The sequence below is a fragment of the Spirochaetae bacterium HGW-Spirochaetae-1 genome, assembly GCA_002839375.1.
Taxonomy (GTDB): domain Bacteria; phylum Spirochaetota; class UBA4802; order UBA4802; family UBA5550; genus PGXY01.
In genome coordinates this window covers 31,723-47,049 of the sequence record PGXY01000014.1, presented here as the reverse complement: position 1 = coordinate 47,049, position 15,327 = coordinate 31,723, and the positions used below count along the sequence as shown (strand labels likewise).

General features: G+C 41.1%; 13 protein-coding genes and 1 tRNA gene. 10 read left to right on the top strand and 4 right to left on the bottom strand.

All coding sequences use genetic code 11. The features are described 5' to 3' along the window. Window positions 1-177 precede the first annotated feature (177 nt). A complete protein-coding gene (locus CVV44_23500) occupies window positions 178-1,770 on the top strand; it encodes a hypothetical protein (protein ID PKL35094.1) in 1,593 nt (530 codons plus the stop codon). 92 nt (window positions 1,771-1,862) lie between these two features. On the opposite strand, the gene CVV44_23495 is transcribed toward CVV44_23500, so the two are convergent. Then, window positions 1,863-3,059, bottom strand: coding sequence for a hypothetical protein (locus CVV44_23495; GenBank protein PKL35093.1), 1,197 nt, complete (start codon window positions 3,057-3,059; stop codon window positions 1,863-1,865). 81 nt (window positions 3,060-3,140) lie between these two features. Further along, window positions 3,141-3,572 carry a glycerol-3-phosphate cytidylyltransferase gene (locus tag CVV44_23490; protein ID PKL35092.1) on the bottom strand — a complete coding sequence of 144 codons (432 nt, stop codon included), beginning with the start codon at window positions 3,570-3,572 and terminating at the stop codon, window positions 3,141-3,143. A gap of 393 nt (window positions 3,573-3,965) precedes the next feature. On the opposite strand from CVV44_23490, the gene CVV44_23485 reads away from it, so the two are divergent. Then, complete coding sequence (locus tag CVV44_23485; protein ID PKL35091.1) at window positions 3,966-5,024, top strand: hypothetical protein; 1,059 nt, start codon at window positions 3,966-3,968, stop codon at window positions 5,022-5,024. Window positions 5,025-5,056: 32 nt separating this feature from the next. On the opposite strand, the gene higA is transcribed toward CVV44_23485, so the two are convergent. Then, window positions 5,057-5,278 carry an addiction module antidote protein, HigA family gene (gene higA, locus CVV44_23480; protein PKL35090.1) on the bottom strand — a complete coding sequence of 74 codons (222 nt, stop codon included), beginning with the start codon at window positions 5,276-5,278 and terminating at the stop codon, window positions 5,057-5,059. A 197-nt stretch (window positions 5,279-5,475) separates the two neighbouring features. Further along, window positions 5,476-5,548: transfer RNA gene (locus tag CVV44_23475), tRNA-Asn, on the bottom strand. 274 nt (window positions 5,549-5,822) lie between these two features. Here CVV44_23475 and CVV44_23470 point away from each other — a divergent pair. From CVV44_23470 to CVV44_23435, 8 genes are all read left to right on the top strand, one after another. Further along, window positions 5,823-6,722: a quinolinate synthase gene (locus tag CVV44_23470; GenBank protein ID PKL35089.1), complete on the top strand. Its 900-nt coding sequence runs from the start codon at window positions 5,823-5,825 to the stop codon at window positions 6,720-6,722. Then, a complete protein-coding gene (locus CVV44_23465) occupies window positions 6,719-7,909 on the top strand; it encodes a hypothetical protein (protein ID PKL35088.1) in 1,191 nt (396 codons plus the stop codon). Before CVV44_23470 ends, CVV44_23465 begins: the two co-directional genes overlap by 4 nt. A gap of 168 nt (window positions 7,910-8,077) precedes the next feature. Beyond that, entirely contained in the window at window positions 8,078-9,268 is a 1,191-nt protein-coding gene (locus CVV44_23460; GenBank protein PKL35087.1) for a hypothetical protein, read from the top strand. Beyond that, complete coding sequence (locus CVV44_23455; GenBank protein ID PKL35086.1) at window positions 9,240-9,941, top strand: ribonuclease PH; 702 nt, start codon at window positions 9,240-9,242, stop codon at window positions 9,939-9,941. The genes CVV44_23460 and CVV44_23455 overlap by 29 nt, the downstream gene beginning before the upstream one ends. A gap of 177 nt (window positions 9,942-10,118) precedes the next feature. Continuing rightward, on the top strand, window positions 10,119-10,856 hold the full coding sequence (locus tag CVV44_23450; protein PKL35085.1) for a hypothetical protein: 738 nt from the start codon (window positions 10,119-10,121) through the stop codon (window positions 10,854-10,856). Further along, entirely contained in the window at window positions 10,843-11,301 is a 459-nt protein-coding gene (locus CVV44_23445) for a hypothetical protein (GenBank protein ID PKL35084.1), read from the top strand. The genes CVV44_23450 and CVV44_23445 overlap by 14 nt, the downstream gene beginning before the upstream one ends. Next, a complete protein-coding gene (gene hflX / locus CVV44_23440; protein ID PKL35083.1) occupies window positions 11,282-12,442 on the top strand; it encodes a GTPase HflX in 1,161 nt (386 codons plus the stop codon). The genes CVV44_23445 and hflX overlap by 20 nt, the downstream gene beginning before the upstream one ends. Window positions 12,443-12,584: 142 nt before the next feature. Then, window positions 12,585-15,326, top strand: a complete 2,742-nt coding sequence (locus CVV44_23435; GenBank protein ID PKL35082.1) for a preprotein translocase subunit SecA — start codon at window positions 12,585-12,587, stop codon at window positions 15,324-15,326. Window position 15,327: the final 1 nt, after the last annotated feature.

Sequence of the window (15,327 nt, the reverse complement as noted above, 5' to 3'; positions counted from 1 at the left end):
CGAGAAAACGGCTTGATTTTTCAACACCGATGGAATTGTTTTTGAAGAAAGGTGTTGCACTTAATTGTTGAATCTAAGAATTATTAAAACAGGGTATAGAGGGAAAAAGAATATTTTTTTAATATTTGTCAATAAACTCCTATACATCGAATGACGTAATAAGTGGAGAGGATTATAATGCTTTGTCTTAACATAAAAAATATTGTTTTTAATATTTTGCAATTACTGCTTAAGTTTGCAATATGGACTCCCAGAATTTCATTTAAAATAAATATTCTTTTAGCTGGAGTTCTATTATGGAAAAGGGATTTGCATGAAGTTCTTAAATCTGTTAACATGCTGGTTGACAAGTATGGAACAAAGTTCCCGCCAAAACATTTTATATGGAAAAATCAAAGAATTTGCAGGTACTACGGCGGAGTTTTATACAGTAGTGCGCTCTTTGCCTATAATTACAGAACCTCTCACCCTGAGGTTGTTTTTAAAACACCTTCTTGGGCCACTGTTTCTGTTTTTTTTATGGATGCCGCAGAAAACGGCATAAAGATGAATAAAAAAATGCTTATGCAATTGACTCATTCTCATCTTTATTGGGCTGAAGAACTTAAAAATAAAAAGGATAATGATGGAGTTCTTTCGGCAGTAAAAAATATACTTAGAGCTCACGGAATTGATTCAGCAGATATATTTATAACTAATTTCTTGGTAAATCTTGAAAGTTATCTTCTTCATAAAAAATCGGGAAGTGAAGTGCTTGATAAGTTTAAAATCGATATAGAAGTGCATAACCCGATTTATTCATCTGAAACATGGATGTGTTTGTATAATATTCTGATATTTAATGGATTACTTCAAAGTGGTTTTGTGGCCAGGAATAAAGCAATTGATCAGGTATTTGCCGAAGCTGAATCAGAACCTGAAAATCCTGTATATAATGAACGGGCTCTTTTCGCTGCTTTTGAAATAGCTGACTTCTCTCTTGCTAAAAAACTGTTAAAGCGATTAGAAAAAATAATTTTATTAAAAAAATATCAGGATTTGCAGGCATACTTTTTTTTATTAACCGGCGATATCAATAATGCGAGAAAGCTCTGGGAAAAGAGTCTGACAAAATCAGATAAAATCTTTGCTGATTATTTTCGAAATAAAAAGGTAGCAATTGTAGGTCCTGCTCCAACTGGCTTGAGTACCGGCAGCGAGATTGATTCTTGTGATATTGTTATCCGCATGAATTATATGGGGGGAGATGTCCGCTTGTCACAAAATGAATTCGGTGCAAAAACAAATGTGACTCTTTATGCAGCCACCTTTCTGAAAATGAAAAAAGAGCAACCGAAGCAATTTGTGAAAGACCTTGATTATTATTTTGTTAAGCATCCATTTTCGGGCTTTGTCAACATTGATGTCAAGCAAAGAAAAGCAAAAGTATTAATAAAAAACAAGATGTTTTTTAATAAAAAGCCTAATGCTATTCCCTGTATAGTATATGATATACTTCACTATGAAACATCAAAAATAAAAATTTTTCATAGTAATTTTTTTCTTTCTGAAAAACCTTATCATAAAAATTATCCTGGGATTATTCTCGATGAAAAAACTCCCAAATTTCCGAACGCATTGCCTCTTCTTACCTACCATGATTTGATATCACAAATATCATTTATTCGCAATTTATGGAAAATGGGCCTGATTGAAGTAGATGAAAACTGTGCTGATATTTTATCCATGAGCAATGATAAATATATGGAAGGTATGGAAAAATTATTTTAATCTACTTAACGAGCCATTTCCACGATTTCCCATCCTGGATTCAATGGTGAAGAGCAGGGTGGGAAAGGCAGAGTTCATTTTTACAAACAAATTTAGCGTTTTTCCAGGGGTCTTCCGCTCACCAGCTGAAATACCGCAAGGAAAATAAACCTGTAAAGATGAAACCCGAAGGAAATTAGCATCCATGCTGTGTTGAACAGGAATGCCGATAAAAAACCTCCCGGAACGAAATAGCCGGTTAAAAGCAAGAGGAGCGTTATATTGCGCCGCTGTTGTATGCGTCTGAAAAACCTATCAATTGAATTGAAATCGTGAAGTTCATATTTGTAAATTTTTTTGAAAAGCCCGGTTGTAATCCTATCAGCGAAATAACATGTGTTTAAAACAACATTCCATACATGTATTGTAGTAGCTTGTTCAGGGAAGGCATTTGCAAGAAAAAGACCTATACATATATACCATAGCGATAAATAAATTATATCGGAAAAATGATCAAGTTTATCCCCACTGTCAGAGGTCCTATATGTGAGTCTGGCCAGCTTACCGTCCAAGCTGTCAAGAATCGACATTATAATTCCTGAGGCTATCGCCAGTGCAAAAGATCCGTAGTAATAAAGAGGAACACTACCAAAAGAAAGGAACATCGAAACATATGTAATCTGGTTTGGTGTGATATTGGTTGGCGAGGTCAATTTGACCAATCGTTTAATCAATGGAGGATAAACATATTGCGTTACAATATCCGTTACCCCTTTGTATGATCTTTTAAAAGATAGATCTTCAGCAAATTTAACATCTGCTCTGTTTTTAATATAGAGCAGAAAAGGCTCCTGGATTCTGCGAAGCTTAAGTATATATTTCTCCATATCCGCTGTTTTATAAGGAGCATACTTTTCTTTCAATTGTTCAAGGTTTGAGTTTAAAATAAAGTTGAGTGTTTCATATGAAAAATCAGATACAATAAACATCCCTTCTCTGTTGTTTGCAAAATCCACAAATACATTGTTTTTTTTCAGGCAGTTGTCGATGAGCCTTTCATCAAAAACCAGGTTAGCATCGGCAAAAATGAATTTCCCGTTTCCTTTTATTTGTGATACATTGTGGATTTCAGTGAAGGGTTTTTTGTTCCATTTGTAATAATCATCTCTTAGAGTAATGGATCTATCCGTTAAAATGTATATTTCAGATATATTTTCATTCTGAGAAAAAATTCGGACATTTCTCTCCAGCAGCGTCATGCCCCAGATTTTTTGCTTAGCATATTCGGTGTTTTTTATTATAACAAACATAGTGGGCTTCCTTGTATTGCTTTAATCATGTCACATTAAGGGCTTATGATAAATAATTAAACTTCAGAGGTCTGTGGTAATTCAGGCCTTTTCCGCTCCATAAATCTTGTCAAGAACAGATCTTAACTTCGTACTGGATGTATGCTGTGTATAGGGAAAATAATGAATGATGACTCCTTTCTCGTTAAAATCTTTTTCAAGTTTGTCCCATTTTGGCGTCCCTTTCCAGTCATCACCTACAAACATAATATTGAACTTCAGATTATTCCAGGCTTCAAATTTATCATAGCTGGTCTGGGGCACTACCATATCAACATATTTGATGCTTTCAACAATTGTCATTCTTTCAGTGAATGGAATTATGGGCTTTTTACCTTTTTCATTTTCTGATAATTCATCAGTGGTAACGCCTACAATTAAAAAGTCGCACTCAAGCTTTGCATTGCGCAGGACATTAAGATGACCGATATGAAAAAGGTCAAAAACACCAGTTGTATATCCTATTTTCACCATGGCAATTACTCCTCATGTGGTTAAAAACTCAAACAATTCATCCAACAGAATATGTTGTGTGCACTTGCGGAATTATCAGTACCGCAGGTGCTTCTGTTCAGTCAAATTAATATTGACATAAATTAGTACTAAAAGTCATTTAGTAGTCATTTGAAATAACAATTAACATGTTATTTATATTGTATCGGGGTGTAAATAATTTTTTATAATTATATTAAAATGATCACAGGAAATTGACTTTGGCAGAAAAATTATATTTAAATGAATGATTGAAAAATATTTTGCAAATTTTTGTAGCACTTGTGAATTATTTTATTATTTAAAGCCAGCCTTTCAAAAATTTTATAAACTGCTGACTTTAACCTCTATTATAATTAAACTGGAAAAAACATTATGACAACAGCAAAATTAAACTGCAACACAGGTGTTGACTTTAATCAGAAAATCTGCGGACTTACTGTATTAGAGAGGGCAATACTCTCATGCTATTATGCAGGATCTAAAAAAATTGAAATAATTCATGAAAATGACACTATCATTATACCGGAAAGTGTTCAAAAACTTTCTGACCTGAATTTAGGTATAAAAATATCAAAAGAAAAACCCTACAAAGAAAACAACTTTAAAAAAGGAATCCTCAGTATTAATGTATCTTCGATAATCAACAAGGAATATATTGTGAAACTGACGGGTAAACCAACTGCCCCGAATACGGTCTACCAGGAATTGACAGACCCGTCATCGTATAAAATAGCCGAGAAAGCTATTTTAAACAGCTGCAGAAAGCCGGGCGAAGCCTTCAGCAGTCATTACTACCGTTATCTGTCACTCTTCTTTACAAAATATGTATGCAGAACAACCTTTATTACTCCCAATATGGTTACGGCGTTTTTTGTCCTTGTCGGGCTCGTGGGTAGCATAATGTTAGTCAGTGATAAGTGGTATATCTATTACTTAGGACTTATCTTGCAGCCAATGGCTATTGTATTTGACTGTGTTGACGGAGAACTGGCACGAGTAAAATATGCTTACTCAAAGTCAGGTGAATGGCTCGATACGGTGGGAGACAATTTCTGTACACTGTTTTTTGTGATTGCCATTGCATATAAGAATTATGAGATAAACCAGACACAGGCCAGCATGATTCTGGGAATAGTATCTATTATCATATATATATTAAATGTGTTATTCCTTTTCCTGACCCTTTCAAAAACTACCGATTCAGGGAGCCTCCAGGCTATCAGTAAAGAGCTTAAGAAAAAAGGTCTTCTTGTTGAAATTGTAACCGTTGCCCTGAAAAGAAACCTTGTTACCCTTTATTTTATGGTGCTGGGATTTTTCTACTTAACAGGAACAATTCTTGTAATAAATATTATCGGTGGCATTGGCATGTTGATTTTTTCTTTTGTCACCCTTTTCAAATTATGGAAGAATCAGGAAGTCAACTGGTAACGCAGGAATATATAAGTTAGGAATAACCTGTTCTACATTTTCAGCCAGCTTTCCGGCGTGGTGCCAGTGGCTTCACCTATCCGGACAGCCATTTCAGGCGTCAGTGTGCAATGACCATGTACCAGCTCTGACAAAGTTGTCCTGGATATTTCCATGCACTCCGATGCCCTGGTGATTTTCAGGTTAAGGGGTTTTATCACGTCGTCAAGAAGCACGACGCACGGATGTACAGGTTTTGTTTTGGTCACGTTCATGATGTTTATCCTTCTAAATTCAATGATAATCAATATAGTCGTCGACAACAGCGTCTTCTCCCTCGAATTTGAATGATATCTCCAATTACCGCTTAATAACAAAATAGGCTATTAAAAGAAAAGGGCTCTCCCGGTTCACCGGAAAAGCCCTTTTCCAAGGCTCCTGTTTCAACGAAGGTAAGGAGCAGACCTTTATGCTCCCCCGGTAGGATTCGAACCTACGACCCAATGGTTAACAGCCATTTGCTCTACCGACTGAGCTACAGGGGAATATTGTTTTTTAAAAATTTGTCCTTCAAAAAGACATATGGTTAATAGCAAACATGGTCAATAAGTGTCAATACATTTTTTTTATGAAATCTTGCATCATATTAAAAAAATTTGCCTTGCACAACTGGGAAAATCACTTTACATAACCGTATGGTAATAGTAGCGGTAATAATATAATTTTACTTAAATCTTTTTTGAAGTTTTATTTTTCCCTATAGCATTACAATGAAAATACAGGTTCTTACCGGTTACTTAGTGGGTGATAGGAGATGCCATGGATTTAACAAAGGAAATCAAACAACTGGCAAAAAGTAAAAATGCTCTCATCGTGGCTCACAATTATCAGCCCGGAGAAATTCAGGATATTGCCGATGTTACGGGCGACAGCCTGGAGCTTTCACGCGTTGCGGCGAAAAATGATGCCGATATTATAGTTTTCTGCGGGGTACATTTCATGGCGGAATCGGCTTCAATACTTTCTCCACATAAAAAAGTACTCCTGCCGGAACCATCGGCCGGCTGTCCCATGGCGGACATGGTTAATCCCCGGGATCTTATGGAACTGAAGAATGAACATCCCGATGCGCTGGTTGTCACCTATATCAATTCAACGGCCGAAACAAAGGCCCTGTCCGATGTAATATGCACCTCGTCCAATGCCGTGCAGATAGTACAGAAACTGAATACAGAAAAGATCATTTTCATTCCTGATAAAAACCTTGGAAGTTACGTCCAGAGATTTACCGATAAAAAGATAATTCTCTGGAAAGGGTTCTGCCCGACACATGAGAAGTTCACACTGGAAGAATTGGAGTCAAAGCAGAAGGAATATCCCGATGCCGTTACCATTGTGCATCCCGAATGCAGACCCGAGGTGATCGATGCCGCGGACCACGTGCTTTCGACGGGACAGATGGTTTCCTTTGTGAGGGAAACGGATGCCGCAGCCGTGATCGTGGGAACGGAGATGGATATGATTCATAAGCTGAAATCCGCGGCTCCCAACATCCGGTACATTCCAGCCTCGTCCAATTTTGTTTGTCCCAATATGAAGAAAATTACGCTTGAAAAATTGTACAGTTCTCTGCTAAATGAGGAAACAGTTGTAACCGTTAATGCAGACATACGGGAAAAGGCCAGGAAGGCGCTTGACAGAATGCTGGCCCTGTCATGAAAGGGAGTGATTCTTTGGAACAGGAAAATTTTTCTGATGTTCACGGGGAAAAGGATATGCCTGAAAATGAACAGGCGGTTAATATACTGAGAGAAAGGACCTTCAATGATGAATTGAGGCGTCTCGTTGATGTGGTAACGGGGAGGGAGGCTGACGATAAAAATCAGCACATGGAAGAGAGTGGTGACGATATCGATAAAATATCAGCCAATGAACTTCTCCTCAGGTTTCACCGGCTGTTTTATCGTACAAAAAATTTATCCTCACTGGATGGGGCCGATATACGGTTTGACCCCTTCCAGGGCAAAGTTTTAACTGATAAAATTAATGAAGCAATAAAGATACTAGTAGTGAAGATCATGGAGGATATTGCCCCTTCGGGATTTTCCCTCTTTTCCTATGATTTGAAACAGAAAGGATATACTGTTTTTTCCAGCACCGTTGAAGAACTATCGACGCATACAACAGTCATCGGCCTTCATGATGCAGTTTTTCAGATGATAATGGATCATCGGCAGGGCTGCTTCGTGGAAATTAATGATCTCAGTGATGAATCGACATTCAAGCGTCTTCTCGAGAGTGTCTCGGAAAGAAAAACCTTCGATAAGATATACTGTATCAATCTATTGTATATTACTGAGCAGCTCAATAACGAATTCAGTAACGAGACTCCGGACCAACTGTCTTCATATCTGCCATACCCGATTCTGATTATCTTGTGTGACAGGGATAAACCTCTTGATGAGTCCTATTATTACAGCGCAATAATGGAAAAACTTACATTTCCACTGAGTATCCTGGAAGAAAATGAAATCAACGATTTTTCCTTTAAATCCAGCGATACCATGAAGGTGCTTTTTGATAAGATGGAATATTTCTGTCAGAGGGTGAGGAACAGCGGGTTCGATAGAATATATATTGTAAAACTCCAGAACAGTCGCATCGATACGATCTTCATACTGGAATATATTTTTGGGGCAATGAAACAGAAATTTCAGGATACTGTTTTTCCTGTTCGTTTAAATCCCGAAGGTTTTGGTCTGTTCTGTAAAAAAAGTACGGATAGCAAGATAAGACAGGCTTTGGAAGAATTCATTTCTATTACTGACAACTCCATATCGATTGAAGGAATCGATTATAAGGATTCCTCGGAATTTCATCATATTTTATATGCATTATTCGCATAGTATTTGGGATAAGCAGTCATTTAAAAGCCCATCAGGGCTATTTAATGACTGCTTATTGCCTTAATCTGCAGAAAGAAAGGTATATTATAAATACAGCAGTATCATCGAAATTGCTTGCTAAATAGGGAATAAAATATAGTATTGCTCCACATAACCGGTAAAGTTTAATTGAAATACTCAAAAATACATATTATAATTTTATGTTTTCTCATGCAATTATTTGCCTGGGAGATACTTCAGGCTGCTGGAACGGCAGGTACATCGGGAGCCGATTTCCTGGAACTGGGTATCGGCAGCCGCGCATTGTCCATGGGCGAGGCTTTTACTGCCGAGACCAATGATCTCAGTGTTATCTATTACAATCCGGCAGGTCTTGGTTCCATGTCCCATCCCATGCTATCGGTTATGCACCAGGAATTGATCATGGATTCCCGGCTTGAAAATATTAACTTCTGCTATCCTATTTACAAGGGTTTTCTCGGCGTTTCCAATACCATCTTCTGGGTTCCTCCCTTCGATAAAATCGATATCAATGGCAATAAAACCGGTGATGTTGTTTTTATGAACGGTGCATTCACCGTCGGATATGGTTATGACCTGGAGTTTATGTACGTGGGAGCATCGATGAAATATGTATATCAGAAAATAGATACACTTTTTATCAATTCCGTGGCATTTGATCTGGGGGTAACCAAGGGTATGTATATGTATTCTCCCTTTGATGCACCGATCCGAAACCTGCACCTGGGATTATCGATATTGAATCTGGGATCCGGGGCAAAAGATAATCCTTTGCCGCGCATGCTCCGCATGGGTCTCGCGTATAAACTGACTAACTGGTTTGGGATTAACATGGATTTCACAGAGGATATTATCAGCGCATCAGACCTCTATGATTTTTCCTATGGTTTTGATGAAAGTTTCAGGGTTAACATCGGAGCGGAGGTTTCATACCTCGATGTCATTGCCCTGAGAGCGGGGTACCAGGTCAATGAAGGAAACCGGTTGACCATGGGAATCGGATTTAATTATGTAATACAGAATGTAGCCTTTAATATCGATACATCCTATGCCGATTCAGGGATTTTTGGTCCTACCTATTCCATTACCATGTCATTCAAGCTTATTCCAAAAATCGTAACATATGAGGACCGGATTGAGGCTCAGAGTCATTATAAAATGGGAATAAAATACTTTGTATCCAACGATCTTGAAGCCGCCATAAACGAATTCAAGTTGACCAGGGATTATGATCCCTATTATAAAAATATTGACCGTAAAATTGAAGACCTCAGGGAAATACAGAATTTAATGCAGGAGAACCAAAAGCTTGAAGAGGAAATCCAGAAACAGCAGTGAGATGAGAAGCATCAGGGTCACTCCCGATTTCGCCGGTAGTTCCTTCGGGTCAGTACTTTTTGAAATGGGTGAAACAAAGATAATCTGTGCTGCCAGCGTCAGTACCGATGTCCCTGATCATGCGAAAAATAAAGGAAACGGCTGGCTCACAGCCGAATATTCGCTTCTTCCTTATTCGACCAGTCCCCGAACAAAACGGGAATTGCTCAAGCGCGATGGCCGGTCCGTTGAGATACAAAGACTCATCGGCAGATCTCTGCGCTGTGCCGTTGATCTGGCGATGATGCAGAATTATTCCATAGCCATTGACTGCGATGTTCTGAAAGCCGATGGGGGGACCAGGACTGCCGCTATAACGGGCGGATATATAGCATTGGAACAGGCCGTTTCGCGGATGATTAAAGAAGGCATGATTGAACAAAGTCCCATAATTGAAAATGTTGCAGCCATATCGGTGGGGATGGTTGAAGGGGAAATGCTGCTCGACCTGGATTTTTACGAAGATTCCAGGGCCGATGTGGATATGAATATCGTTATGAATGGCAGCTTTGATATTATAGAGATACAGGGAACGGGAGAAAAGAAGACTTTTTCCATTGGGCAGATGAATGAAATGGTGGCTCTGGCAGGGAACGGTATACTGAAGCTTGTTGAAATTCAGAACAGTATCTGATCATTCATTATAGAGCTAATATTCATATGTTGATTGCAATGCTCTATAATGAGACATAATGCGGGGTTTTTCGCCTTAACCCGCCAGGATTGTATCAAAAAACAGGTGGCATTACCGATAATAATAACAGGATCTAAGAGAGTAATAAATATCATCGGAAGAGTGAAAGAATTGTTTATGAAGAAAATAATACTGTCGGTATCAACTATTATAATAAACCTCGTGTTAATCTCGTCTGCACTTGGACAGACCAGGAACATCTCCAATGTGGATACGCCCACAGCTTTTACAATAGGTAAGGGGACCTACCTCTTTTCGCTGCTCGGTTACGACAATGGCGGCATGGAAATTAAGGGGCTCATCGGACTCCATGAAAACCTGTACCTGGGTGTTTCCCTTGACCTGCAGAATGCTCTGGGAAAGGATAAGCCTCAGCCCAATATCCCCGGTGTTATCGCGCGGATAAAATTCACCGACGGCTGGGAATCGTGGCCCATATCAATAGCCATCGGGTATGATTCATTTTTTATAGGTCAGCAGGGAAAGCGTGACAATCCTCATAATTCTTTAAACAGGATGATGTACGGCCCTTATCTTGCCATCACCAAGCCCATTTATCTTTTTGATGATGAACAATATGTGAGCTATGGCGTGAGACTCCCGACGCAGCCCGATTTTGTTCCCGACGATACATCATATTACCTGGCTCTGGATTTCCCCCTCAACGAATTATTCAGGGTGAAAACTGAATTTGAGCGTGTATACTGGAGCTTTCGTGATCCTGGAGAGTGGCTCATGAATTTTGGCATCAGGTATACGTATATGGATCAACTGGGCATTGAGTTTGATATTCTCTATCAGTTCAATGACGGGGTAAACCGTGTTCTCAGGATTGAATATTATGACCGCTTTTAAAAAAATATTTATAGTCCTTTTTGTAACTATTATTGTCGCTGCCGATTCATATTCTCAGTATAAAAGCTGTGTCATCACAATTAAAAATGCGGAAAGTAAAAAGATTATAGCCCATGTGGAAATTGCGGACAATGATGACAGCCGTCAGCGTGGACTCATGTTTCGTCGAATTCTCGATGAAAATGAAGGGATGATTTTTGTGTTTCCTTTCGAGAGAAAACAGAATTTCTGGATGAAAAACACGTACATTCCACTGAGTATAGCCTATATCGGGAAAAACGGCATTATTAACGAAATTTATGAAATGGAACCGCTGGATATATCCGTAACGTATCCATCTAAAAAACCGGCCCAATATGCCCTTGAAATGAAAAGCGGGTGGTTTGAGCGAAATAATATTAAAACAGGATGCAGTATAAATCTGAATGGATGCATCGGTAAATAGAATCCCATCCTCCCGGGATGAACGAGCTCTCCTCATAGCCCTGCGGATGCAGGGAGAAAACATTGACCAGGTACAATACTCGCTTGAAGAACTGAAACTGCTGATAAAGACAGCGGGCGGGATTACTGTTGACGCCATGACAGTAAACAGGGATAAAATTGATGCCGCATATATAATAGGCAAAGGGTATATCCCCCGGCTGCAGGATATCATCGAAGAAAATGAGATAAGGCTCGTTGTCTTCGATATAAACAATATCCGTCCGGCCCAGATCAGGAATCTTGAAGATGTGCTTAAGTGCCGGGTCATAGGAAGAACCGAGGTGATCCTGGACATTTTTGCCCGGAGAGCGAGGAGCGCCGAGGCCAAAATTCAGGTGGAACTGGCTCAGCTCAAATATATTCTTCCCAGGCTTAAAGGCCTTGGAGGTGTCCTATCGCGGCTGGGAGGGGGCATCGGGACACGCGGTCCCGGTGAGAAAATGCTGGAAACGGACCGCCGTCATATTCAGAGACGCATACATACCCTGGATGCAAAACTCGTAAAACACCAGAAACACCGGGCACGGACACGGTCCGGACGAAGCGGCCAACTGATCGGCGCCGTTGTGGGATACACCAATGCGGGAAAATCCACGCTGATCAATTATCTGGCGCGTGACGATCTATTTGTCGAAGACCGTCTTTTTGCCACGCTGGATTCATATACAAGAACAGTCTATATCGATCGCGAACGCAGGACACTGCTGACCGATACGGTGGGTTTCATCCGGAATCTTCCGGCGAATCTCATCGAATCCTTCAGGTCAACCCTGGAGGATATCGTAAACGCCGATTATATTATACATGTCGTGGATATAAATGCCGGCGATGTCGAAGTGAACGTTCAGACAGTAGAGAAGGAGCTAGCCACGCTTGATTGCATGAACAAGCCTTTGATTTTCTATTTCAATAAATCGGATCTGCTGCCCGATGATACCAGGATCAATATGATAAAAAACAGGTATCACGGCGCGGTGATCGGTTCCGTAAAAGAGGAAACGGGGATGGAAGAACTGCGGGAACGTCTGGGAGCGATTCATGATGAAGTGCGTGGGCCATGTCAACAGAAACAGGAGACATGCAATCCCGCCTGTCATTAGCGTATTTGCATACGATAATATTTATATCCTTTATGTCGCTTAAAATTGAACATCATCTTTAAATAATGGTTGATAAATAATCAGTTGTGTATATTTCGGGTATCATAACAATCGACATCAAATAATATATCAGGGAAACGGTATGATAGATAAAGTAATAAGCATTTTATTCGGCACAAAGCATGAGCGTGATATTAAAAAATTAAAACCACTTGTGGAGAGGATAAATGCCCTCGAGCCGGAAATAAAAGAACTCAGCAACGATGGCTTGAGACAAAAAACCACTGAACTGAGGGAACGGGCAAGGAAAGGAGAAAGCCTTGACAGCATTCTTCCCGAGGCCTTTGCGCTGGTCCGTGAGGCTTCAGTCAGAACCCTGGGAATGCGGCATTTCGATGTGCAGCTCATGGGCGGGATAGTTCTTCACCAGGGAAAGATCGCTGAAATGAAAACCGGAGAGGGAAAAACACTGGTTGCCACACTGCCTGTTTTTCTGAATGCACTGAGCGGAGAGGGAGCCCATGTCGTTACCGTTAACGATTATCTCGCACGACGTGACTCCCGGTGGATGGGAACCATTTATGAATTTCTGGGGCTTACCGTTGGTGTAATCCTCCACGACATGGACCCGTACCAGCGTCAGAAAGCCTATGCCTGCGATATAACCTATGGGACCAATAATGAATTCGGCTTCGACTATCTGCGCGACAACATGGTGGAGCACAGGAGCCTCCGGGTCCAGCGGTCAAGAAACTTCTGTATCGTGGACGAGGTGGATTCAATCCTTATCGACGAGGCCAGGACACCGCTGATCATTTCAGGCTCCACGGAAGAATCGACAAAAAAATATTTCCTGATCAATAAAATAATCCCCAGTCTCCAGGATGGGGCCGATTACGAAGTGAATGAAAAGGACCGTCATGTATCACTCACCGAGGACGGAGTAAAACATGTTGAAAGACTGCTAAAAATTGAAAACCTCTATGACTCAAAGAATATCGAAATCATACATCACGTCAACCAGGCCCTCAAGGCACATGCACTTTTTCACCGCGATATAGACTATACAGTGAAAGACGGTGAAGTTCTCATCGTTGATGAATTCACGGGCCGTCTCATGCCGGGAAGAAGGTTCTCCGACGGCCTTCACCAGGCCCTTGAAGCAAAGGAAAATGTGACCATCGCCCGTGAAAGCCAGACCCTGGCATCCGTCACATTTCAGAATTTTTTCAGGATGTATTCCAAGCTGTCGGGTATGACAGGAACGGCCGATACGGAAGCGGTAGAGTTCAGAAAAATATACGGTCTCGATGTTGTCGTGGTTCCCACAAATAAGTCCATGATAAGGAAGGACCAGCCTGACCGGATTTACCGTACGGCCAAGGAAAAATTTAATTCCATTGTCGACGAAATCGAAGAATTGAATGCCAAGGAACAGCCTATACTGGTTGGTACCATTTCCATTGAAAATTCCGAGAAACTTTCCATGATGCTTAAAAACCGCGGCATCATTCACAATGTTCTGAATGCCAAGTATCATGAGAAGGAAGCACAGATAGTCGCTGAAGCGGGAAAACCGGGAGGCGTCACCATTGCCACCAACATGGCCGGCCGCGGGACGGACATTGTTCTCGGCGGCAAGCGTGAGTATATGGATGAACTTGAAAATCATGAAGCGGTGCATGACAAAAACCTGTGGAATGACTTTAAGCTTGCCGTTCTTACGGAGCATTTCGACCGGGCCGATGAGTTATCAGAAACAATGACCGGCCAGGACAAACATAAGGCCAAGAACATAATTAGAACCGGACGGGAGTGGGTCGTCAATCACGAGAAGGTAGTTACTGCCGGCGGTCTGCATATACTGGGGACTGAACGTCATGAGGCCCGCCGGATAGATAATCAGCTGCGTGGACGGTCCGGTCGTCAGGGCGATCCGGGATCTTCCCGTTTTTACCTCTCACTGGAAGATGATCTCATGCGTCTTTTCGCCTCGGAACGAATCTCCAACATCATGCAGCGGCTCGGCATGGAAGAGGGGCAGGAAATAGAAAGTCCCATGGTAACCAAGGCAATAGCCAACGCACAGAAAAGAGTGGAGGGCCGCAACTTCGAAATACGGAAGCACCTTCTTGAATACGACGATGTAATGAATTCACAGCGGGCTTTTATTTATACGGAGAGAGATGAAATTCTCGAAGGCGAGGATATTTCAGACAAAATCATGACCTATATCCGTGATGTGGCTGAGAATTCCCTTGATGCGCTTACGGGCGGCGGAGGTCATCCCGAGGAATGGGATCTTGAGGGAATTAAGATCTGGATGAAGACCAAGTTTCTTATAGATCTCGACTATGAAAAGGTTGATCCGTATGACATGCCGTACCGGGAATTCGTACAGTCCGTGGGTGAATTCATTGAACAGAACTACAGGGACAAAGAGAATGTGATGGGCAGCGGTGATATGCGCACACTGGAGCGCCTCATCTCACTGCAGGTTATAGATAATAAATGGCGCGAGCATCTTCTTAATATGGATCAGTTGCGGGACGGTATCTGGACCATGGGATATGGGGAGAAAAATCCCCTCGTTGAATACAAGATTGAAGGCTTCCACATGTTCAATAAGATGCTCCTGGCCATGAAAGAGGAAATCATTGAATACATGATGAAGGTCCAGATCCAGAGAGTTCTTGAAGATATCAATGACCGGGACTACAGGGCCGTAGGCCAGGAATTTCACCCCGAGGTTGAACAATTCGGTTCAGGCGGGATTCCCGGGGCCCTGAAAGTGCCGGTCAAAAAGAAGGAAGATAAGCAGCCGCCCCAGGAAACGGTAGGCGGAGTGAAGAGGAAAAAGACGCGCCGTAGTAAAAGGAGATAAC